The 23,571-nt window shown below is 47.1% G+C and carries 20 protein-coding genes; 8 read left to right on the top strand and 12 right to left on the bottom strand.

The genetic code is table 11. From position 1 onward, the window contains the following. Nucleotides 1-518: 518 nt before the first annotated feature. The 11 genes from FTX54_RS14840 to pgsB all read right to left on the bottom strand — a co-directional run bounded on the left by FTX54_RS14840 (nt 519) and on the right by pgsB (nt 12,191). Nucleotides 519-1,535 (bottom strand): NAD-dependent epimerase, encoded by a 1,017-nt coding sequence (locus FTX54_RS14840; RefSeq protein ID WP_147803683.1) that lies wholly within the window; start codon nt 1,533-1,535, stop codon nt 519-521. 294 nt (nt 1,536-1,829) lie between these two features. Then, entirely contained in the window at nt 1,830-2,726 is an 897-nt protein-coding gene (locus tag FTX54_RS14845) for a polysaccharide deacetylase family protein (RefSeq protein WP_147803682.1), read from the bottom strand. 53 nt (nt 2,727-2,779) lie between these two features. Continuing rightward, a complete protein-coding gene (locus FTX54_RS14850; protein ID WP_147803681.1) occupies nt 2,780-3,673 on the bottom strand; it encodes a polysaccharide deacetylase family protein in 894 nt (297 codons plus the stop codon). After that, nucleotides 3,660-4,160: a VanZ family protein gene (locus FTX54_RS14855; RefSeq protein ID WP_246125615.1), complete on the bottom strand. Its 501-nt coding sequence runs from the start codon at nt 4,158-4,160 to the stop codon at nt 3,660-3,662. Before FTX54_RS14855 ends, FTX54_RS14850 begins: the two co-directional genes overlap by 14 nt. A 288-nt stretch (nt 4,161-4,448) precedes the next feature. Beyond that, a complete protein-coding gene (gene galU / locus FTX54_RS14860) occupies nt 4,449-5,348 on the bottom strand; it encodes a UTP--glucose-1-phosphate uridylyltransferase GalU (protein WP_147803680.1) in 900 nt (299 codons plus the stop codon). 386 nt (nt 5,349-5,734) lie between these two features. Then, nucleotides 5,735-6,901 (bottom strand): nucleotide sugar dehydrogenase, encoded by a 1,167-nt coding sequence (locus tag FTX54_RS14865; protein ID WP_147803679.1) that lies wholly within the window; start codon nt 6,899-6,901, stop codon nt 5,735-5,737. 291 nt (nt 6,902-7,192) lie between these two features. Beyond that, nucleotides 7,193-7,690, bottom strand: a complete 498-nt coding sequence (locus tag FTX54_RS14870; RefSeq protein WP_147803678.1) for a RodZ domain-containing protein — start codon at nt 7,688-7,690, stop codon at nt 7,193-7,195. 3 nt (nt 7,691-7,693) lie between these two features. Beyond that, the gene (locus tag FTX54_RS14875) at nt 7,694-9,346 is read right to left on the bottom strand and encodes a gamma-glutamyltransferase family protein (protein WP_187254532.1); all 1,653 of its coding nucleotides are present in this window, start codon (nt 9,344-9,346) and stop codon (nt 7,694-7,696) included. Nucleotides 9,347-9,351: 5 nt separating this feature from the next. Beyond that, a complete protein-coding gene (locus FTX54_RS14880) occupies nt 9,352-10,509 on the bottom strand; it encodes a CapA family protein (RefSeq protein WP_147803676.1) in 1,158 nt (385 codons plus the stop codon). Nucleotides 10,510-10,527: 18 nt separating this feature from the next. Beyond that, nucleotides 10,528-10,977 carry a poly-gamma-glutamate biosynthesis protein PgsC gene (gene pgsC, locus FTX54_RS14885; protein WP_147803675.1) on the bottom strand — a complete coding sequence of 150 codons (450 nt, stop codon included), beginning with the start codon at nt 10,975-10,977 and terminating at the stop codon, nt 10,528-10,530. Then, on the bottom strand, nt 10,977-12,191 hold the full coding sequence (gene pgsB / locus FTX54_RS14890) for a poly-gamma-glutamate synthase PgsB (RefSeq protein ID WP_422387437.1): 1,215 nt from the start codon (nt 12,189-12,191) through the stop codon (nt 10,977-10,979). The genes pgsC and pgsB overlap by 1 nt, the downstream gene beginning before the upstream one ends. A 947-nt stretch (nt 12,192-13,138) precedes the next feature. On the opposite strand from pgsB, the gene FTX54_RS14895 reads away from it, so the two are divergent. The 4 genes from FTX54_RS14895 to FTX54_RS14910 all read left to right on the top strand — a co-directional run bounded on the left by FTX54_RS14895 (nt 13,139) and on the right by FTX54_RS14910 (nt 20,119). Continuing rightward, nucleotides 13,139-14,053, top strand: coding sequence for an ArsR/SmtB family transcription factor (locus FTX54_RS14895; RefSeq protein WP_147803673.1), 915 nt, complete (start codon nt 13,139-13,141; stop codon nt 14,051-14,053). Between the two features lie 187 nt (nt 14,054-14,240). Then, nucleotides 14,241-16,043: a sugar-binding domain-containing protein gene (locus tag FTX54_RS14900; RefSeq protein ID WP_187254531.1), complete on the top strand. Its 1,803-nt coding sequence runs from the start codon at nt 14,241-14,243 to the stop codon at nt 16,041-16,043. 19 nt (nt 16,044-16,062) lie between these two features. Continuing rightward, nucleotides 16,063-17,439, top strand: a complete 1,377-nt coding sequence (locus FTX54_RS14905) for an MFS transporter (protein WP_147803671.1) — start codon at nt 16,063-16,065, stop codon at nt 17,437-17,439. A 1,066-nt stretch (nt 17,440-18,505) separates the two neighbouring features. Next, a complete protein-coding gene (locus tag FTX54_RS14910; RefSeq protein ID WP_187254530.1) occupies nt 18,506-20,119 on the top strand; it encodes a gamma-glutamyltransferase family protein in 1,614 nt (537 codons plus the stop codon). Here the strand turns inward: FTX54_RS14910 and FTX54_RS14915 are convergent, their stop codons facing one another. Then, nucleotides 20,120-20,569, bottom strand: coding sequence for an Lrp/AsnC family transcriptional regulator (locus FTX54_RS14915; RefSeq protein WP_147803669.1), 450 nt, complete (start codon nt 20,567-20,569; stop codon nt 20,120-20,122). Between the two features lie 90 nt (nt 20,570-20,659). Between FTX54_RS14915 and FTX54_RS14920 the strand changes: the two genes are divergently transcribed. From FTX54_RS14920 to FTX54_RS14935, 4 genes are all read left to right on the top strand, one after another. Beyond that, the gene (locus FTX54_RS14920; RefSeq protein ID WP_147803668.1) at nt 20,660-21,226 is read left to right on the top strand and encodes a chromate transporter; all 567 of its coding nucleotides are present in this window, start codon (nt 20,660-20,662) and stop codon (nt 21,224-21,226) included. Continuing rightward, nucleotides 21,219-21,752, top strand: coding sequence for a chromate transporter (locus FTX54_RS14925; protein WP_147803667.1), 534 nt, complete (start codon nt 21,219-21,221; stop codon nt 21,750-21,752). Before FTX54_RS14920 ends, FTX54_RS14925 begins: the two co-directional genes overlap by 8 nt. A gap of 237 nt (nt 21,753-21,989) precedes the next feature. After that, complete coding sequence (locus FTX54_RS14930) at nt 21,990-22,964, top strand: Bug family tripartite tricarboxylate transporter substrate binding protein (RefSeq protein ID WP_147803666.1); 975 nt, start codon at nt 21,990-21,992, stop codon at nt 22,962-22,964. Nucleotides 22,965-23,076: 112 nt separating this feature from the next. After that, nucleotides 23,077-23,559 (top strand): tripartite tricarboxylate transporter TctB family protein, encoded by a 483-nt coding sequence (locus FTX54_RS14935; protein WP_187254529.1) that lies wholly within the window; start codon nt 23,077-23,079, stop codon nt 23,557-23,559. Nucleotides 23,560-23,571: the final 12 nt, after the last annotated feature.

The following is a 23,571-nucleotide window of genomic DNA, read 5'->3' on the forward strand; positions in this document are numbered from 1 at the left end:
ATAGTGATTTTTAGAGTGGAATTTGTTTTTTGACTTCCCCGGATTTACGAGCGGTTCTGGTTACTCTCAATAGTGGCTTTTTACTTAACATCAACGGCTATTAACTGATGTTTAACGGGGATTTACTCTCAATAGGGACATTTACTCTCAAATGAGAAGACTTAACTGATAATAACGAAGCCATATCCTCGATTATTCATCGTTTCAGCATCCGAATTCATCATTCACCTTTAAATCACAATAGATACCTCGTTTTCAGGTGCGGCTTTCCTCCTTTATATTACCAAGGTCATTTTTATTTAGCTTTTGTCCGTGCGAAGTCTCTCCTTATGGGACAGCTCCTTTTCCAAAGTCTTGATTAAGTCATCATTTCAGATTATTTATTGTATATGTCTCTCCTTCACTTCCCCGAAGAAGCAGCGAACTGTCTGCCTATCCATAAAAAACACTTTATAAACAGCCTGAAAAAGGGATGAGCCACATAACGTGGCCCATCCCTTTCATTTAAAACGTCCCTGCTATTTCACTTCAACTTCATAGTATGCTTTATACCATTTCACAAAATGGCCCAGCCCTTCATCAATGGTCGTCTTCGGTTCAAAACCGGTATCCCGCTGCAGATCGTCAATGTCGGCATACGTTGCTTTGACATCCCCAGGCTGCATCGGCAAATATTCCTTTTTTGCTTCGATACCGATGTGTTTTTCCAGTGTTTCAATAAAGTCCATCAGTTTTACCGGCTGGTTATTTCCGATGTTATAGACTTTATACGGGGCGTAACTGGAGCTTGGATCCGGTTTTTCCCGGTCCCAGTCCGGATCTGCTTTTGGCGGCTTATCGAGAAGCCGTACGATCCCATCGACTATATCATCGATATACGTAAAGTCTCTCATCATTTCTCCGTTGTTAAAAATTTTAATCGGCTCACCGGCAAGAATTCTTTTTGTAAACGAAAAATAAGCCATGTCCGGTCGTCCCATCGGCCCATAAACAGTAAAGAAACGAAGCCCTGTCGTAGGAACGTTATACAGATGGCTGTAAGTGTGAGCCATCAGTTCATTTGATTTTTTTGTAGCCGCATAGAGGCTGACCGGGTGGTTCACCTCATCTGAAGTGGAAAAGGGCATTTTGACGTTTGCCCCGTAAACGGAGCTGGAAGAAGCGTAGATTAAATGCTTAATATCATGATGCCGGCACGCTTCCAATATGTTTGTAAAACCTTGAATATTTGCATTGATGTACGCTAAAGGATTCTCCAAGCTGTAACGTACTCCTGCCTGAGCAGCCAAATTTACGACAACCTCTATCTTCTCCTGCTCAAAACAGTGATTCACAGCCTGCTGATCTGCCAGATCCTCCTCATAGAACGAAAAGGAATCAAATGGATAAAGCACTTTCAACCGATCCCGCTTTAACTGCACGTCATAATAATCATTTACGCTGTCCATACCGACAACACGATGACCTTCCTCCAATAATGTTTTTGATAAGTGCATACCGATGAAGCCTGCAGCACCAGTGACAAGTATATTCATACATCTGCTCCCTCACTTATAAAATTTTAAAAAGGTCTTTATCTGCAATACATTCATAAAATCGTTATGTAACAGGCAGATCCTTAAATCAATTATATAAGATAATACCTATTTTTCCCAGTAAAATTTCGCAATCTTTTGCTTTCGTTCACCTTAAACAGAATCAGCGCATCAGGTTAAACCCGGATTGACAGAAGCTGAGGGAGAAACCTGCAAAAGACTTTCACAGTCGGTACTTCCACTCTTTTCATTTTTGCGTGCATCGTTTTTCCAAATTTCAATTTCGCTCCAATTCTAATCAACCAATTCATTTTCATACAGGGTCTGGTCAAGTTCCCCTACCAGCTCCTCCCCGCTCATATCTTCCTGAACATTTATACGGCGCAGCATATCTTCCTCAATTTGGGCCATTTTATTCACGCCCGGGTCCAATGTCAGAAAAAGTTCAATTCCGAGACTTTTTGAAATTTCAAGAACATCGTCATTGTAACTGCTGAATGGGAAGGCAAAAGCAGTAACGTCATTATTGACCTCTTCTTCTATACGTGAAATCCCTAAACGAAGATCTTCTTCCACACGCTCGCGGTATTCCGCCTTCGTTTCACCGTCTCGTACGTGTGTCAGACGAGGTTCTTCTTCACCTTCAGCCAGAATTTTTCCATGTAGATCATAGGTTTTAAGCTGAATCGATACGTGGCCGCTGTCTACCATTTCCTTCGCTTCATCCCACGTAAAATGATCCGGATGTTCATTGTCCTGCCTTTTCACGACGGTATAAATAGACGCCTCCATATCGAGAGATTTCAAAATAGGATAAGCAATATCATAATTGGAGTTGTAACCATCGTCCATTGTAATCAAAACCGGTTTATCCGGCAGGTTGCTGCGCTCTCCATTTTCATATTCTATCAGTTCCTGTTCGTTAATTGTTTCATAGCCTGCTTCGTTCAAAGCCTGCAGCTGCTCTTCAAATCGTGCTGCAGAAACAACTAAATCCCCCTGCCCTGTTTGGTCAAAATCCCGATACATGAGTACAGGAAAAGTTCCTGCAAAATTTCCTTTAAAACGATTATTTATTACCGTCTCTTCCTCTGATTCTTCTTCAGACGGGATTAAAAAGTGGCTTGCCCCCAGATGCAGAAAATAAGCAGCTGAAATAAGCCCAGCTATTAACACCCCGGTTTTTTTCATCTCTGTTTCTCCTTCCCGTTTCTAAGCTTCAGCTGGCTGCTTTTTCTTTCAAATCAATCAACGTACATTGTTTGTTCCAGCATCTGCACAAGGTCTCTTCCGCTCATATCAGGCTCCACGCCAAACCGGTACATCATGCCTCGTTCCAGATTTTCTTCCGTATTCAGGTTCTGATACGTACTGAAGAAAAGTTCAATTCCGAGATCTTCCGATATTTCCAGCACCTCTTCATTGTAGTCTCCGTATGGAAGAGAAAGAGTAGTTACTTCATTACCCACTTCCTCTTCAATTCTGTCCACACTGAGTTCCAAATCTTCTCTGACCCGCTCTCTGTATGCTTCATCAGATTCCTCCGGCATGCGGTATGTCAGGCTGGATACTTCCTCTCCTTCTTCATTCTCCACGCGATCATGAAGATCGTATGTTTTGGACTGAATGGAGATATTGCCGCTTTCCACCATTTCCCGGGCTTCCTCCCACGTGAAATGATTGTTAACTCCCTGGTCCCGACGACCTGCTACGGTAAAAATCGTGGCATTCATATCCATTTCTTCCAGGACAGGATAAGCTACCTCATAGTTGGATTTATAACCGTCGTCCATTGTAATTAGAAGAGGTTTTTCCGGAAGAGCTTCGCGGTTTCCATTTTTATATAAAACGAGGCGTTCTTCCGTAATAGAGGTATAGCCGGCCCGCTGCAGCGCTTCCAGGTGCTCCCGAAAAACAGCTTCACTTACCGCCCCTTCTTCAGAACTGCTTTCACTGAATTCCTGATAAGTCAAAACTGGAAACCCAACATTATAATTCCCTATAAAGCGATTCATTAAAACATTTTCCCTGGTCACCTCATCGTCATATGGATCGGGCGGCAGCAGTTGATCTGTTAACAAATGCAGACTGAAAGATACAAGGATAATCAATCCTGATATAATACTAAGTTGTTTCACCTGCGTTCTTCCTTTCACGTAAACGTTCTTTTTTTGATTTGTTTCGTTTATCTCTCAAATGATTAAATAGATAAATACAGGCAATACCACCTGCTGCACCCGTCGTATCGAGCAGGACATCACTCACCTCTCCTGATCTTCCGGGTATAAACAGCTGATGCACTTCATCCGATACAGCATAGAAAAAGCAGACAGCAAGAGCATAGATACCGGCCGTTTTTAATGGGTTTCCGCTTCTAAGCAGCGCATGATACGTCAAGACGCCAAGCACAAAATACACCAGTACGTGGGCAGCTTTTCTTATAAACAGGTGCAGCGCCTCTTCCTCTATTCTGAATGGATAAAAAAAATCAGCCAGTACACTAACATAAACCAGAATACTGGAACTATAATTCTCCGACTGATCAGCCGGCTGATGAGAAAAATAAAAAATAATTCCCATCCATATGAGAACCGCAGACCACGCTGCGTATTTGTTTTTTAGCACAATCTCACTCCATTTCCCTATAGATTATAGCATATCGCAGGAAAGACAAATACATGCGGACAGCTTATTTCAAAAGTACTGTCAGCGGAATTTTTTACCGGCATCTCACTAAACAGACCCTTCCCCTGTCAGAGACAGCGTAAAAAGAGCCATATAAAAAAGACAGAACCGGCTTTTCAGCACCGGATCTGTCTTTTGAATGACACTATCTGTAATGTTTTCGAAGCGATTCCCTGCAGAACGGACGGCTCCACAGGAAAACTTCTGCTGAAGAGAGCGGCGGAACCGCTAGGATTTATGATTAGCCAGATGCTTATCGGCCAGCCCCTGCAGATACTCGAGCATCGCTTCTCTTAAATCGTCACGCTCGAGGGAAAAATCAACTGTTGCTTTAACGAAACCAAGTTTATCCCCGACGTCGTAACGTTTCCCGGTAAATTCATAGGCAAGAACGATCTGCGTTTTGTTTAATTCTTTAATCGCATCCGTCAGCTGGATTTCATTGCCGGCTCCCGGCGCCAGTGTTTCTAAAATCTCGAAAATTTCCGGACGCAGAATATACCGGCCCATAATCGCCTGATTGGAAGGTGCTTCTTCTTTTTTCGGCTTTTCCACGAGATCTTTCACGTGAATGACGCCGTCTTCAATTTCATTGGATTTTGGAGAAACGATCCCGTATTTGGAAACGTCCTCTTCCGGCACCGGCTGCACGCCGACGACCGAAGAGTTGTAGCGGTCGTAAACATCCATCAGCTGCTGCAGGCACGGCTTGCCTCCATTTGTTTTGACGATATCGTCACCAAGCAGCACAGCAAACGGTTCGTTACCGATGAAGTTTTTCGCTATGCCAATCGCATGCCCGAGTCCTTTAGGCTCCTTTTGACGGATATAGTGGATGTTTGCCATATTGGAAATGTCCTGGATCTCCTTAAGAAGCTCCATTTTTTCTTTTTGCCGGAGCGTCTCTTCCAGCTCATATGATTTGTCAAAGTGATCCTCGATTGCCCGCTTGCCGCGGCCGCTGATGATAATGATGTCCTCAATTCCTGATTCAATCGCTTCTTCGACGATATACTGGATCGTCGGCTTATCGACAATCGGGAGCATTTCCTTCGGCTGGGCTTTCGTCGCCGGCAGAAACCTCGTCCCTAAACCCGCAGCTGGAATTATCGCTTTTTTTACTTTCATATTTCCACTTCCCTTCTGGTTATAAAAATGTATTTCCTGGCGCTCATGGCATACATTTATGTTAATATCTTCTATTATACTATAAAGATCAGACTTGTTAACGGGAAAATCAGCGGGAAGCGACGGCGGTTCTCTTAAAATTTCCGCTCGTTCTATGAATGGGCGGGATAGTTTTAATTCAGGCCGTCCTTCTTCTCTTTCCGGCAAAAGTTCTGTTAATCACCGGCGGTTCTCTTCATTCGAAGAGTACTTCACTTTTCCCACGCCTGACGTTCCGTTTTATCTGGCAGGCCTTCGAAAACAAAAAGCCCCCATGATACCTATTCTCATGAAGGCATTATTGTTAACGTCTCTTCTCGACCTGCTTACAATGTATTCGTTTTTCCTCAGTCCGCCTGAAATAAATCCCGCGTGTACACTTTTTCAGCGGTATCCTTCAAGTCCTCTGACAAACGGTTCGCAACGATCACCGACGAGACGCGCTTAAATTCATCAAGATCGTGCAGCACTTCCGAGCCGTAAAACTCTTTTTCCTGAAGTGCCGGTTCATAAACCACCACTTCGATACCTTTCGCCTTCACGCGCTTCATGATGCCCTGAATCGCCGACTGGCGGAAGTTGTCCGAGTCCTGTTTCATCGTCAGACGGTAGATGCCGACAACATTCGGCCGGCGGTTGAGAATCATTTCAGCCACGTGGTCTTTACGGGTGCTGTTTGCGTCCACAATCGCCCCGATAATGTTGTTCGGCACGTCTTCATAATTGGCGAGCAGCTGCTTCGTATCTTTAGGAAGGCAGTAGCCGCCGTAACCGAAGGAAGGATTGTTGTAATGGCTGCCGATACGCGGATCGAGCCCGACACCTTCAATAATCTCCTGTGCATTCAGTCCTCTTACTTCCGCATACGAATCCAGTTCGTTAAAGAACGCGACGCGCATGGCGAGGTATGTGTTTGCAAACAGCTTGATCGCTTCTGCTTCGGAAGAGTCGGTAAAGAGTACGTCGATCTCTTCTTTTAACGCCCCTTCCTGAAGCATGGCCGCAAACGTCTGGGCACGCTCCGACTTTTCCCCGACAACGATGCGGGACGGATAAAGATTATCGTACAGCGCTTTGCCTTCGCGGAGAAACTCCGGAGAAAACAGAATGTTGTTTGTGCCGTATTTTTCATTTAGTTCTTTCGTATAGCCGACAGGAATTGTCGACTTGATCACCATCACCGCTTCCGGTTCAATCGAAAGCACACTTTCGATAACGGATTCCACCGAACGCGTATCGAAGTAATTCGTTTCCGGATCGTAGTTTGTCGGTGTAGAAATAATAACGTAATCCGCGCCGCGAATTGCCTCCGTTTTATCGGTCGTTGCCGTTAAATGGAGGTCCTTCGTCGCCAGATACTCTGAAATCAGATCATCGACGATCGGCGACTGGCGGTTATTGATGCTTGCCACCTTAGTTTCATCAAGATCAAGTGCTGTTACTGTATGATGCTGCGAAAGCAGCACCGCGTTGGAGAGCCCGACATAGCCGGCTCCGGCAATCGTAATATTCATGAACTTCCCTGCTTTCTTCTATATAATGAAATTTCTTATTTCTACTCTTCTCGTCCTGAAAGAATTTCTCAGGACTTGCTGAAAAATACACCATTTGTTTCCTACTATACCATTTCCCAAAGAGAAACAACACTCCTTAAAAGCAGGTTTTTTGCAGTTCGCTTTCCCTGCTGCGGAGCGTTTTCTGATGAAGCGGACTCCAGCAGCAGGCTTCTTCACACGCCAGATACTGCTGCGGAAAGGAAGAATATTTCTACACATAAAAAAACTCCGCCGGAAGGCAGAGCTCAATTACTCGTTTGTTTCGATATCAATATAAGCGTAATGAGCCGGGGCTGCTTTAGACAGCGGCAAAGGTTCTCCATTTACAGCAAGCTCCGCGGCACGGGCATTGTCAAAATGGAAATAGACTTCTTCATACTCGGAGATGTCCCATGTCTGCTCCTCTCCTGCCTGCCAGCGGCCTTCGCTGATTTTCTCATCTTCTGCCACATCGTAAAGCTCAAACCACATAGCTTCCTCTGCTTTCAGCGATACTTCCGCTTCTCCTCTGTTCGTGAAAGAAAAGGTCGACCGGCTTTCAGCAGCCTCTTTCACTTCAACAGACGGTGCCGTTGCATCAACTGTGCTGATTTCCTCAGCTGCCTGAGGTGCTGCGCCTGCAAGATGCCTGTCAATTTCCTGTTTTTCTTCTCCCGTAAGTGTCGCATCGTGCTTAAAACTTATTAATATACTTAAAAAGGCAGCAATTACTGCCAGTGGATAGACCATTTTTGCCAGTTTAATCATTCATCATTTCTCCTTTTCTGCACTGCTCCATGCGCCGCCGCGCCTTGAATCGGCAGCGCCGTGCACTGTTTTTGATTCCTGTTCGATAAACAGTCCGTTTATGCTTCCGAACTGGATCGGGCTGCTTTCTGCGATGAGCTTTTCTCCCGCTTCGGGCTTCATTTCAAAGCCTTCTTCGGTGTAAAACGTATCTTCAAACACGTCCAGATAAAAACGCGGGGCATCGACTGCTTTCTGAAACGTTTCTTCAAACACGACCGCCCTCGTCAGCACCTGGGTGACGACAGAGGGAATCCGCCTGCCGCCGGCGCTTCCGATACCGATGACCGGTCTCCCTTCATAGGAAAGGATGCTCGGCACCATGTAGCTGTTCGAGCGCTTTCCTTTTTCGGGACTGTTTGGAGAATCTTCGGAAGAGCTGAAATTACGCAGCTGATTCGTCATGAAAAAACCGTTCGTATAGATACCGTCACCGAAAAAGTTGCTGATCGTATTTGTAAAAGAAACCATCGTTCCGTCGTCATCGACAATGACGGCGTGGGTCGTATTCTGATGATTGTCTTCATCTGCTTTTGTGACGAGCGGCGACTGGAAGTCCTCCTGAAGCGTTCCCGGCTCAATCGTAGCCGCGAGCTCCTTCATATGATCCTCCTCAACCAGCTTCTCTTCCGGGACGTCCGTAAAGGCAGGGTCACCTACATACTCCTGATGCTCTTTGTGCGCACGCCGGTTCGTTTCGCCGAGCGCATACGCGAGCTGCTCCGGGTCCCCTTCTGCTGAAGTAAGGTCAAGCAGCTCCGTCACTTCAAGAGACTGAATGAACATCGCTCCGCCTGAAGGAGCAGGCGGGGCGTACACGTCGTAGCCGTAGAAATTTCCTTTCACCGGCGTTTTTTCCAGCACATCGTAGGAAGCAAAGTCTTCTTCTTCAAGACCGCCGACGTCTTCCGCGACGCTTCCCGCCAGGTCTCCTTCATAAAACGCTTCTGCTCCTTCGTCGGCAATCGTCTGCATCGTTTCCGCCAGCTCCTCCTGCTTGAACTGCTCCCCTTCACGAAGCGGTGTCCCTTCCGGATAAAACTGCGGAAGTTCTTTGACCGGCAGCCGGTAGGAGGAGGCGGTCAACCGTTTTTCAAGCACCTCATCAACGGTAAACCCTTCTTCTGCCAGATCGATCGACGGTTTAATCAGTTCTTTTATCGACAGACTGCCGAAGTCGGCGTGCACCTTCTCCATTCCAGCCGCAAAACCGGGAACCCCTGCGCCGCTGTCCGGCACCGGTCCGCTTTCCGGAGCGATTGTGCGGTAGTCGTAGACTTCCGGTTCTTCCTCCGGTTCCTGGACGAGCATGACGCCTCCCCCTCCGATACCGGAAGAGTGAGGTTCGAGCGTACCGAGCGCATAGCTGACCGCGACGGCCGCATCCACAGCTGTCCCGCCCTCATCGAGCACGTCCATACCGATTTCCGTCGCCTGTGGATGGTCGGATGAGACTCCGTATTCATACGCTCCGTCCGCTTCGGATTCCGCCTTCTCTTCTTCTTTCGCAGGATTGGGAATCCGGGTGTCTTCCGAGTCCGAAGAAAGGCCGGTGAACCCATACACTGCTCCCGCCAGAGCAAGCGCAAGTACTGTCCATCCACCGTACTTCTTCATCGTCATCACCTCTCGATTGTTTTCGTCAGCTTATCGTCTTCCCTGTCCCATTCTTCCGTAAATGACGAACCGTAGATAAATTCTTCCGTCAGCTGGCTGTAGATTTTGTCCTGCCGATAGCGGTTCGTCACCTGCCGCGGCTGCGCTTCTTCGATATACATCGGATGAATTTCAAGTTTAATTTCCTCTTCTGATAAGCGGTACTGCAGTACGGCTGTTTCTTTCGTCATCGACCACCCCTGGTCAAAGACAAAGTTTCCAAGACTGTAGGCAATCACCGCATCATCATGAACTTCTATCGGCTGCAGAACGTGCGGATGGTGCCCGGCGATGACGTCCGCTCCTGCTTCGACCATCGCATGCGCCAGTTCCCGCTGCCGCGGATGGACGGAATTATCGTACTCCTCCCCCCAGTGCGCATGTACGATGACAACGTCTGCGTTCGCTTCGGCTTCGCGGATATCCGGCACGAAATATTCGGCCTTCATCGGAACGACGCCTTCCTGATAAGTCGTTGCTTCCCGTTCTTCGGTCATATAGGCGTCGTTAAATCCGAGCGTCGCTACGGTAAGGCCGTTGACCTCTTCATACTGAACCTCCCGGGCTTCGTCGATATTGATTCCTGCCCCGACCGTCTCCAGTTCCTGTTCATTAAATGTTTCCAGCGTATCGAATACGCCGTTGGTGCCGTAATCGGACAGGTGGTTATTGGCAAGATTCACGTTCGTAAATCCGGCGTCTTTCAGCTTCTTCACCGATTCCGGACCGGTATGAAGCTTGACCGATTTATCAAGGCTGTCTTCTTCGTAATTTTCAAGGTCTCCATTTACGACCGGGTTTTCAAAATTACCGGTCACAAGATCCGTTTCTTCAAACAGCGGCTTCGCTTCGGCAAACGTGTCCGCCGCTTCTTCCTCGTCCAGATTTTCGACGAAACGCCCGAGCATCATATCTCCTGTAAGACTAATAGACAGCTCTTCATCCGCTCCTGTATCGACGGGAGCCGCTCCCGGCTGTCCCGACGGCAGAAGCTGATAAACGGCTACGGCTGCGATCACCAGCACGAGCGTTATAACGGAGTCTCTGAGCGAATGTTTTTTGTGCCGCTTCATGCGGTCCAGATGTCTTTCTTTCCGGTTCCACGATTGTTTATTTTTCTTCATGCTTTCTCCCCCGCTTTCCTACAGCCACTGATAGAGCGTAACGATCACAAAAGTAATGCCGCTCAGCACAAAGGTCGTTGTCAGCGTCGGCACGAGCCCCTGACGCTGGATCGTATTGGCAATCAGTCCCGGCACGATAACACCGATGCCGCGGAACTCCTGAATCACGAACGGCATGCCGGGATAGCTGTAGTCAAACACCATCTTCAACGCGATCCCGACGACCATCATCGCTGCAAACTTGCGGCGGCCGTAGAGCGTGACAAACCTCCCGATCACCTGGGTGACGAGCAGGTACGTAACGATACTGACGACGATAATGACAGCTAAAAAGAGCGGCTGATCAAACACGAGCGCCAGATACCCCGGGATGATCAATCCTGCCGGGAGCACCCCGAACTTTTCTGTAAACAACAAACTGACAAGCACTCCGACTATGAGAGCAACGTATAATTCTCCACCAAACATTACTGTACCTCCGCTAATTTTTCTGTTTCGAGCTCCTGCTCGTCCCGTTTTTTCATCATTTCTTCAAACTCATGAATCAACGGCTCGCCCATTCCGTGAATGTTGCCGATGCCGTAAATAGTCCTGTTTTTCAAAAACGGCTGCAGTTCTTCCACAACCTCTTCGATATTCTTATCGGCCAGATCCAGCACCTGGCCTGCTTTAATCGTTCCGGCGTGGCACGCTTTTACAATCGGGTCGGTGACCGAGCCGATCAAGACAAGATTCGCCGTCGGCAGATAGGGCAGTACGTCTGACGCAAACTGCTCCGTACGCTCCACCCGGTCTTCCCGGCAGTTAACGATGATCACTGGATCCTGTACCGGAAAGCCGAGCTGTTCCACCCGCTTCCATATATTAATCGTCGACGTCGCGTCGTTCGCCGCGAAGCCGTTGACGAAGTGCGACGGTTCTTTCGTGTCGCCGACTGTGAGAATTTTCATCGATCCCGGATCCGGCCACGCCTGGAGCATGCCTTTTTCGGCCACGGCCCGATCGATGCCGAGCGCTTCCGCTACGGCGAACCCGAGGGCCGCATTTTCCGGAAAGACCATATAGGGAAACTTCTTCAAATACGCTTCCGTGACATTATCGGCTTCAATCACTTTCACTGTCGATTTCCGCTCTTCGGCAATTTTCGTATAATACTCCACGTAGGGACTCTCATTAATGATCAAATGGCCGTTGTAGGGAATCGTGCCGGCAAAAGCTTCCGCCACGTGATCGAGCGTCGGGCCGAGCACTTCCATATGGTCATGCAGGACGTTGACGATCAGTACGATATTCGCCTGCAGCATCTCCTCCTGGAACACTTCCTGATAATCCGGATTTACCGCCATGCATTCGCTGACGAGCGCATCGGCTTTTTTATCGGCAGACGTCTGGATCACCTTTTTCTGCTCACCGATATTCGGCCCTTCCAGGCGGCGCTTGATCGGCGTTTCTTCGTCTTCAAACCAGTAAAGCATCCGCGCATCGGTTCCTGTCGTTTTGCCGACGGTGCGGTAGCCTGCTTCCTGGAGAATGCCGGTGACGAGTCTTGTCACGGTCGATTTCCCGCGCACCCCGTTCACGTTAATTCTCACCGGCACTTTCTCCAGCGCTTTCGCATGCTTCTTTCGTTCCCGGACACCCAAAAATAAAATAACCGCAAAAATGACAGCTGTTACAATCAGCTCTGTTTCCCACATAGTACCCTCCGTGTTTGTTTCTTTATTTTTACTGCACCTTTTCCGCACAAAAAAGATGCTCCTTTTTGATGAGAGCGATCACCCGATCCTCCCTAACCTGCAGCAACATAAAATAGAAATTATTTACATCATTAACACTTATTAGTTTTAAACAGTTTCTTTCGTCTTTTATTTTCACAACTTCAGTATGCTAACACGCAGGACTTTTCTTGTATACATACCGATAGTCACACGAAAAAAGCCGGCGGTAGTTTCCGCCGGCTGTCTTTTAAAAAGGTATTCTGCTTGATTTTGTTTAAAATGAGGGAAAATAGTCCTTTTTTGAGAACAATTATATACTTTATAGTGAACATTATAACTTCAATAAATGTTTCCATTCAACGATTTCTCATCATTGTTGTGTTTTTTAATTGTTTTGTAATGGGATCTTAACATAGAAGAAGGTTGATGAGGTTATTTCCGGGGGCGCAGAGGCTCCAACCGGCGTTTCGGAGACTGTTTCCGCAAATCAGGGCTCTGCTGCCGGGACTGGAGAAGCATGAGAGGGGGAATTCCGCCGCTTCTTCCCGCATTTCTGCCACTTCTCGCGTTAATTCCACCGCTCGCGGGCATAATTCCGCCATTTCTCCCCTTATTTCTGCCACTCGCCAATAATTCTTCCATTTCCCCCGATAATTCTGCCACTTCTCATAGGTGCGCGATCATTCGCACACACCCCTTACTCCAATACTTGGCTTGCACCGGAAGTGTGTCTCTTTCATTTCTTCTGTAAAGAAATTTCAGCTGACTGCATATTTTTTCAGTCCCCTTCTCCACTCCAGCCGTACTTTTTATCACGAGAATTGTTATACTAAACGTTAAGGAATCTTCTTGGACTCCTTACATAGAAGAAACCAGGGTAACCATGATTCAGAGCGAAACGGGGGATGACAGTGAAATCCAGATATGTATCCTATGATGAAGAATCGCTGAAAGTCTTAAAAGCGGTCGCAAACAAGCACCGGCTGGAAATTCTGCGTATATTGAGCTTCCGCCCTCATAACGTCAATGAACTGGCAGAGAAATTGAACCTGCCTTTTTCGACGACGGCCACGAACGTAAAAAAGCTCGAGGACGTTAATTTGATATCGACGGAGCTCGTCCCGGGGCGGGGAACACAGAAAGTGAACGCCAAAAACTACGACCGGATTATTCTCGATCTTTTTGAGAAAGACACCGAATACAGCGAGAAGCAGATCTTTATCGATATGCCGATCGGTGAATACTTTGACTGCGACATTCATCCGAACTGCGGTCTTGTCGGGTTGAAAGATTATATCGGCGAGCAGGATGATCCGCGTGCGTTTTATGAGCCCGGCCGAAGAGATGCCGAACTTCTCTTCATGCGCCATGGGTTCGTCGAGTACCGCTTTCAGAACAAAATTCCTGACGGGTCGAAACCAAAAGAAATCGAAATCGCAGCGGAACTGTGCTCAGAGGCTCCGAATCATAAGCTTGACTGGCCGTCCGACATTACAGTTTGGGTAAACGGAGTCGAAGTCGGAACGTGGACTTCTCCGAGCGACTACGGCGGCACCCGCGGACTGCTTACTCCTGCCTGGTGGCACACAAATTATACGCAGTACGGCATGCTGAAGCGGTGGAAAATCACGCAGGAAGGCTGCTTTATCGACGGCAGCAGTCAAAGCACGGAAACGAATATCGATACGCTTCATTTGGAAAAGCACCCTTTTATATCAATTAAAATAGGAATAAAAGATCAGGCAGAAAACAAAGGCGGCTTTAATTTATTCGGACGCAGGTTCGGAAATTATGAACAAGGCATACAGATGACGGTGAACCTCTAGGGTTTCACCGTTTTTTCTGCATATAGGACAAAAGGAGTTATCTGAAAACTTTTAAAAAAGAAGGTTGTTTATTACTTTAAAAGCGGTTACAATAAATTCACGCCCAATGAAGGCGCTTTATTTTTAGTTATTATTACTCTTTTAATAGTAATAAAACCATAATTACGGAAATGAAAGGCGGATGAACATGGCTCTCGATTTATCAAACAAACTCGGACAGAAACTCGCTCCGAACCCCCAGTTTCAAAGAGAAAGCTGGCTGGAACTGGATGGGGAGTGGCGGTTTGCCGCTGACCCAAAGGATGAGGGGAAAGCCCGGCACTGGTTTACCGGAATCCCTGAAGGTAACACGATCCAAGTACCCTTCGTGCAGGAGAGTCAGACCGCTTCCTCTTCATCTGAAAACGCCCCGGTCGTCTGGTACGAGCGGCACGTTCAGCTGAACGAAGCACAGCAGAAAAACGTTCTTCTTCACTTCGAAGCGGTGGACTACAAAACAACGGTCTGGATCAACGGTTTTCATGCAGGAGAACACGAGGGCGGGCATACCCCTTTCACCGTTTTCTACGAGCCTGCCGCAGGCGAAGACGAGCTCCGGCTGACGATTCGCGTGGAAGACTACAACCGCACAGATCAGCCGATCGGCAAGCAGTCCTGGAAAGAGGATAACTTTTTATGCTGGTACGAACGGACGACAGGAATCTGGCAGACGGTGTGGATGGAATTTGTAAGCGATTCCTATTTGGAAAGTGTACAGATGACGCCGGACATTGACAGCGGCCAGCTGACGGTCGAGGCATTCTGCCGTTTCCCGGAGCAGCATGCCGCCCGCAGGCAGCTGACAATAGCCGTATACCTGCACGGGCAGCTGATAACCGAAGTAACAGTGAAAAACATTTCCAGCTTCGTGAAAACCACACTCTCAGTGGATGCGGACCTTCCCGACTTCCGGATTGCCCCCTGGTCCCCGGAATCCCCGGAGCTGTATGACATTACTTTCACGCTCGAAGCGGACGGGGACGTCGACGAAGTCGCCAGTTATTTCGGCATGAGGCATATTTCCGTAAAACAGAATGATATCCAGCTGAACTACGAAAAATTTTACCAAAAGCTGATTCTCGATCAGGGCTATTATGCAGATACTCTCATGACGCCCCCCACCCCGGCTGCCGAGCGGGAGGATATCGAAAAAGTGAAAGCGATGGGCTTTAACGGCGTCCGCCGCCATCAGACGATCGGCTCCCACCGGTTTTTATACTTGTGCGACAAGCTGGGGCTCGTCACCTGGGCGGAAATGCCGAGCTTTTACAAGTTTCACCGGGACTCGGCCGGACGTGCTTATGCGGAGTGGCAGGAAATTATTCAAAAACACTACAACCATCCGAGCACGATTATTTACACCATTATGAATGAATCGTGGGGAGTCAATGAAGTGTATGCCAATAAGCAGCAGCAGGCGTTTGTCGATTCTCTCTACCATATGACGAAAGCGCTCGACCCGACCCGGCTCGTCATCGGCAACGACGGCTGGGAGCACACGGCAACGGACATTCTCACGATTCACGACTATACGCAGTCCCCGGAGAAAATCAGCCGGGCCTATGAGACGAAAGAGCATTTTGCAGAAGGAGCTCCGGCGCAGACGAGCAATAAATACACGTTTGCGCAAGGGTACGCCTACGACGGGCAGCCGATTCTTTTAAGCGAGTTCGGCGGGGTCGCCTACAGCGAAAAAGAAACGCTGCACGAAAACGACTGGGGTTACGGCGATCGTCCTGAAACGAAAGAAGCCGCATGGGAGAGAATTTCTTCTCTGATTACTGCCGTTATGAACAACGATCACTTCTGCGGGTTCTGCTATACGCAGCTTGCGGACGTGCAGCAGGAAGTAAACGGCCTGCTCACCCATGATCACCAGTATAAATTTAATCCAGATGACGTAAAGCAGCTGTTAAGTCAAAAGCACAATCGAGGATTTATTTTCGAATGAAACGAAAGGAGCGGGGAAAATGGAAGAACGAGCACCGAAACTGCAGACGGCAGCACCGGAAACGAAGAAAATCAGCAATAAGGAGGTCCTTTCCTACTTTAGTTACGGGATGGGCCAGTGTATCAGCTTTGGACTCGTCGGCACGTACATTATGTATTTCTACACCGATATACTCGGCATTTCAGCGATGGCAGCGAGCGTTATCTTTATCATTGCACGAACGTTCGACGCAGCCAATGATCCGCTGATGGCCTCGATCATTGATACGAAGCGTTCGAAGCACGGCAAGTTCCGCCAGTACCTGCTGTACATGCCATTTTTCATCTTTTTTATTACGATCATCGCGTTTCTGCCTCTCAATTTAAATCCGACCGCTGCCGTCATTTTTGCCGGTGCGACGTATATTCTCTGGGGCGTTTTTTACACCGTTTCCGACGTACCGTTCTGGTCGATGTCGGCTGTGATGAGCCAGAATCCGCAGGAGCGGACGAAGCTCGTAACGTATGCCAACCTGGGGGTCTTCGTCGGAATCGGCATCCCGACGCTGCTGTTTACCCCGCTTGCCGAATTTCTCGGCGGAGGCAGTTTAAATGACGGATTTTTCTATGCGGTTATTCTTCTGTCACTGTGCATGCTTCCACTGATGTACATCGGTTTCCGCAATACGAAAGAGCGTGTGGAACCGCCGAAAGAGAAAGTCAGGATCCGCGATGCCCTTAAAATCGTCAAAGGCAACAAGCCGATGTTCATTATGCTCGCCACGTTTTTCTGTAACGTATTCGTCAATATTACCCTGACGCTGAACATTTACTTTTTTACTTACAATCTTGGAAACGCTACCTTAATGGCAGCCTTCGGGATCATCAGCCTCGTCGCCTGTGTCGGGTTTTTCTTCATCCCGATGCTCACGAAGCATTTCTTCAAAAAACACATTTTAATGACCGTCCTGATCATCGATATCGTCGTCCGTATTGGCTTCTTTTTGAGCGGCTACAGCAACACGATCGTCGTTCTCAGCTTTTTAACCGTGACGATGATTCTCTACACGGCAACCGGCCCGCTCATTTCGGCAATGCTCGCTGAAACGATTGAGCTGACAGAAGTCCGCACCGGCCAGCGCTCCGAAGCGGTTACTTTTTCCGGCCAGACATTTACAGGAAAACTCTCCGTTGCGATTGCCGGCGGTGCGACGGGGGTTATTCTTACCGTCATCAACTACACACCGAACGAAGCGCAGACGGAATCAACGCTCACCGGACTGTTTTTCGTCATCGCCCTTCTCCCGGCACTCGGCTCCCTGATCCGCCTTGTGCTTATGTACTTCTATAAGTACACGGAACATGACTTCAACGACGCCGTCGCTGAACTGCAGTCTCGAAAATACCAAGAAGAGTAACCTCAGCAACCGCCTGCACCAATGAGCCGCCATGACACCCATCGTCGTGGTGGCTTTTTGGCGGATCAGGCTTCCAATTCCGCTGATGGGAGACATCAATTTGGCATTTTGCTGGCGTTTTTCGTTAATCAAAGCCTTTCTGCGGTGGGTGGAGCGCATAGGAAGGGGAATTCCGCCGCTTCTTCCTGCATTTCTGCCACTCCTCCCGTTAATTCCACTGTTCGCCGGCATAATTCCGCCATTACTCCCCTTATTTCTGCCACTCGCCAATAATTCTGCCATTTCCCCGCTTTTCATCAGGCTCGATATTCCAAATTCCACTTCAGTCTCACTTATTATAGCTGCAAATCTATATAAATTGAACTTAATATTTATAAAGATAGAATGTATGACCTCGAAAGCGGTCTTCCCTATCGAAAGAAAAAAAGGTGTTATCATTTTTAACGGCCAACCATATCTGCAGGAAGAACAGAAATGGAGAACAGACCGCTGGAGTGGATATGGGGCGACCCCGGGGCGAATAAGGACGAGCCCCACCCCTACCGAGCGCAGGGAGGAAGGGATTAGCTGAGGCCGGCCCGGAAAGCGTCCCCATGGAAACGAAAGCCGCTAGTTACAGAAGTGGAGACTAATTATTAAGTTCAACATATATATCAAACAGTTTCTCTTAGGATGTGTTTTCTCTTTTTACTCATCCTCATCGCCTGGTCTTACTTGATCTGAAAACGTTTTAAAATGCCTTTTCTGACTTTCTGAGGAGGCTTTCCCGGGTATTCGCCTGCAGTAATATCCCCGATGAAAGCTGTATGTCTCTTTCACGATAGACGAAAGCATCCGCCGCCTTCCTCATGTTATTTCGCAAAAGAAACAACCACTTACAAAATGTATAAATAACGGCTTTAAAAACTACAAAAAGACGGATTAGTCTCGAACATATTATTTAAAAGAATATAAAAATTGTTTTATTTCATTTTTTTGTTCATCAAGTGTTTCCATTTCGACTTTTGCGTGCTAAAATACATCATTATGTTTCGAATATTCAATAAATTATGGAGGGGGCACGAATATGATGAACTTGAATCCACATGATTATCCTTATGCATCGAAACGCAACGTCGTCTATGGAAAAAAGGGAATGGTAGCCACTTCCCAGCCGTTAGCTGCGGAAGCAGGAATTGAAGTAATGAAAAAAGGAGGAAATGCCGTCGACGCTGCTATTGCTTCAGCGGCTTCTCTTACGGTGCTCGAACCGACTTCCAACGGAATTGGTTCTGATGCCTTTGCTCTTGTCTGGATAAAAGGTAAATTGCACGGGTTGAACGCAAGCGGTTATTCACCGGAAAAAATGACGATAGAAGCGGTGAAGGCAAAAGGATACGATGCTGTTCCCCAGTTCGGGATGACCCCGGTTACTGTCCCCGGTGCTCCTGCAGCCTGGGCTGAACTTGCTGACAAGTTCGGAAAACTTCCTTTAACGGAGAGCTTAAAGCCTGCGATCAGCTATGCAGAAGAGGGATATCCTGCTTCCCCGACGCTCGGAGCTTTTTGGAAAGAAGCAGCGGAGAAGTTCAAAAATACTTTTGAAGGAGAAGAGTTTGAGGCGTGGTTTACTGCCTTCGCACCGGACGGACACGCTCCGGAAGCCGGCACTGTATGGAAGTCTCCGGATCATGCGCGGACATTGAAAGAAATCGCAGAAACAAATGGAGAGTCCTTTTACAGAGGGAATCTGGCGGAAAAAATATCCACTCATTTTCAAAAACACGGCGGGTTTTTATCGAAGCAGGATTTAGCTGATTATTCTCCTGAGTGGGTCGATCCGATCAAAGTTAATTACCGGGGATATGACGTATGGGAAATTCCGCCGAACGGCCAGGGATTAATAGCATTAATGGGATTAAACATATTAAAAAACGACCATTTTACCAGCAAAGAAGCCGTCGACACGTATCATCACCAGATTGAAGCAATGAAGCTCGCTTACAGTGACGGGCTTGCCCATATTACGGAAGAAAAGCATATGAATCATACAGTAGAAGAGCTTCTTTCCGATAAGTATGCGTCGAAGCGCCGCGAAAATATCGGAGAGCATGCTCTCGATCCCTCTCCTGCTGCACCGCCAAAAGGCGGCACTGTCTATCTGGCAACAGCGGATGAAGAAGGGAACATGGTTTCCTTTATTCAAAGTAATTTCATGGGCTTTGGATCGGGAATTGTCGTACCGGGCACTGGTATATCGATGCAGAACCGCGGCTTCACCTTTTCTTTGGACGAAAGCCATGTGAATGCCCTTAAACCGAGGAAAAAAACCTTCCACACGATTATTCCCGGATTTCTTTCCAAGGGCAGCGAGCCGGTCGGTCCGTTTGGTGTAATGGGAGGATATATGCAGCCCCAGGGTCACTTGCAGGTCATCATGAGTACGATTGATTTCCATTTGAATCCTCAGGCCGCGCTGGATGCTCCCCGCTGGCAGTGGGTCAGCGGAAAAAAGATTCTCATCGATCCATCTTTTCCGAATCATATTGCAGAAGCATTACATCGAAAAGGCCACCACATCGAGCGGGCCCTTACCCATGGCGGTTTCGGAAGGGGACAGATTATTTGGAGAAATCCGGATAACGGCGTATTAGCCGGAGGTACAGAACCACGCACCGATGGCCATATAGCCGCGTGGTAATTAAAGTTTCATCCCGGTCCGGCTGATAAACCGTCTTAATAAAATATGACTTTCCACCCGGGTAATGCCTTCCAAAGAATAGAGTTCTTCGTTAATAAACTGCTCCAGTTTGACGAAATCTTCTACTAAAACGTGCATATGAAGCGTACTCGGGCCGGTCATTTGATAACAGCTTGCAACGCGGGGGTTTTCAGCCAGATTTTCAGCTACTTCCACTAAGGCTGTCGGCTCGCAGTCCACTTCAAAAAAGGCGGAGACGGCTTTACCGACCTGCTCGGAATTAATAACGACACTGAATTTCTCTATCACTCCCGCTTCCTGCATCTGCTGTATTCTTTCCCGGACGGAAACTCTCGACATTCCTACCTGCTTAGCAAGATCAACGTAGGATATGCGGCCGTCTTCACTCAAAATATTCAACATTTTCATGTCGGTTTCGGTTAATTTCATAAAATTACACCTCGGCATCTCTTATAGAATTTGAACATCATTATATTAGCAGCCTTTGTTCCTGTCTACTAATCGTAAAGGAGGGAGATTATGGCATGGCATACCAATAAACAGATTTTTCTCGGTTTTTTTCGAGCCGGAATGCTCGGCTATGGCGGAGGTCCTGCTTCTATCCCCCTTGTTCATAAAGAAGTCGTTGGTAAATACAAATGGATGGATGACGATGAATTCAGCGACATATTAGCTATCGGCAATACGCTTCCCGGCCCCATTATTACGAAGATGGCCGGATACATCGGGTACCGGGTAAACGGTTCCAGCGGTTTGTTAACGGCTATTATTGCTTCCGTGATCCCTACAGTATTACTCATGCTCCTGCTGTTAGGTTTTTTACACACATTCATCGATGAAGGAATCATGCAGGGGATGACAGCCGCGGTCGCTCCCGTTGTAGGAGTCCTGATGAGTGTCCTTGCCTACTCCTTTTTCAAACAGTCACAAAAAGGAATGGGCTGGAACAGAACGCTTTTTCTGGGACTCGTGAGTGTGGTTGTTTATATCATTATCGGAGCTCATCCCGCTCTCCTTATAGGCATATTGATCATTTACGCTCTCGTCATTCATCCGATGATGAAGAAAGGAGGCAGACATGCTTGAATACTGGCACCTGTTTTTAGCTTTCTTTATTCCAGGCATTGTCGGATACGGTGGAGGACCAGCTTCTATTCCCCTTATCGAATACGAAGTGGTGCACCGGTACAGCTGGCTGACTACGGAAGAATTTTCGGAACTTCTGGCTATCGGCAATACGCTTCCCGGTCCTATAGCAACGAAAATGGCAGGTTATATAGGCTTTGAAGTCGGGGGAATCCTTGGAGCCGGCATTGCATTATCGGCTACTATTTTTCCTTCGTTACTCGCCATGCTGTTTCTGCTCGGACTTTTGTATAAACATCGCAATTCCCCTAAAGTAAAATACATGACTATGCTGATTCGTCCCGTTATCGGCATTCTGCTGGCAGTACTTGCTTATCAATTTTTCTCGGCTTCCTGGATGCAGACATCACCCTTTCAAGTATTATTTATTGGGCTGGCAAGCTTCCTGCTTCTGGAAAGATTCAACATTCATCCAGCTTTCGTCATTATAGGAGCCTTGCTCTACGGGGCGGTATTTTTATCCTAAACAAAAAATAACGAGAATATTTTGATTTTTCTCGCATTTTCATTGTTTATATATTATAATAACTAAACATAAAGAAAGAAAACAATAAGTTTTTAAAACTTTATGTATCGAATAATTGATTTTATTTGAATTTTTGTAAATATTGGAACTGGAGTTGCGATCATAACTCCCGGAACCACTGTTTAGTTTCCGCAATAATTTATTCTCGTTTAGTACATATCATAGGGGGAGAAAAAAATGAAAAAGAGAACTGCAAGAGTACTAATGATAACTGGAGCCGCAGCGGGAACGTCCATGCTGGCGGCCTGCGGCGGCGGAGAAGAATCCATAGAAGATTATCCAAGCCGGGAAATTGAAATGGTCATTCCGTGGGATCCAGGCGGCGGAAGTGACATTGAGGGCAGATTAGTTACCGAACACGTTTCTAATACGATGGATAATGATTTTGTTGTCGTAAACCTCCCTGGTGTCGGCGGTACAGTAGGGTTGGAAGAATTAACAGAAGAGCCGGCAGACGGCTACTCACTGGGACAAATTCATGAAGGATTACTCGTTGCCCACCATTCTGACATTACAGAAATTAACTATGACAGTTTCGAACCGATTGCTGCTATGTCTTCAGCTGACCAAATACTGGCTGTTTCCAGTGAAATGGACGTAGATACTCTGGAAGAATTTGTAGAATACGGACAGAATGAAGAAATTACCTTCGGCGGTACGGTTTCCGGAATCCCGAGAGTATGGGTGGAACAGATGGCCCGGGAGCTGGAGGTTGATTATAATATGGTTGGCTATGAAGGGCTGGCTGAGGCAATTCAGGCACTCGCTGGAGATCACGTTGATGCGGCAATTGTCGATTATCCTTCTGCAGAAAGTTTCGTCGGTGCCGGTGATATGAAGTTTATAGCTATAGGTACAGCAGAAAGAATCGAAAGACTTCCCGACGTACCAACATTTCAAGAAGAAGGTTACGATCTTACTCTTGGGTTGAATCGTGGTTACGTAGCTCCAGAAGGTACCTCGGAAGAAATAATTGAATATCTCGGTGAACAGTTTGAAGAAACTGCTAATGACCCTGAATATATAGAAGCGGTAGAAAATATCGGAGCGGAAGTAGATTATATGGGCCCCGCTGATTACAGGGAACATCTTGAAGAGCAGGACAGCATTATTAGCGATGTTATCGAAGAACTTGGGGACGAGCTGGAGTAATAAAAGTCAATAAAAGACATAAAAGGGGCTCTTAAAGACGACAATTTCACTCTTTAGGATGCCCCCTTTTTATAGGGAGAACCTGTACTGCATATTTAAAGGAGGAGGAAAAATGGGAGAATTAATAGTAGCATGTTTGCTTCTTTTAGTCAGCATTGTTATTTTTATCCAATCCGGTGATTTCACCCATCTTAATGAAAGTCAATTAGGCCCGGGGACGTATCCTCAGCTGATTTCCGTACTGCTCGCTTCCCTTTCTCTGATTCTGATTATTTCCCAGAGCAGAAAGCTGTTAAAAGAAAAGTCTGAAATGTCCATGGAAAATGTTAAAGCTGGTTTTGGAAGTTTTTATACAGAGTATAAGCTCGTGCTTCATATTATTGGTTTACTCGCTTTGTATATAATTCTTATTGATATTACCGGCTTTATCATAACGACGATTCTTTTCGTCATTGCTGCGGGAATGCTGATCGGACCGAAAAAGAAAAAGAATCTTATTACATTATCCATCGTTTCCGTCATTCTAACTTTCAGCACCTACCTCTTCTTTGAAAATGTACTTTACGTGCGATTTCCAGGAGGATTATTTTTCTAAGTAACTTGGAAG

Origin of the sequence: Alkalicoccus halolimnae (assembly GCF_008014775.2) — a bacterium.
GTDB classification, from domain to species: domain Bacteria; phylum Bacillota; class Bacilli; order Bacillales; family Salisediminibacteriaceae; genus Alkalicoccus; species Alkalicoccus halolimnae.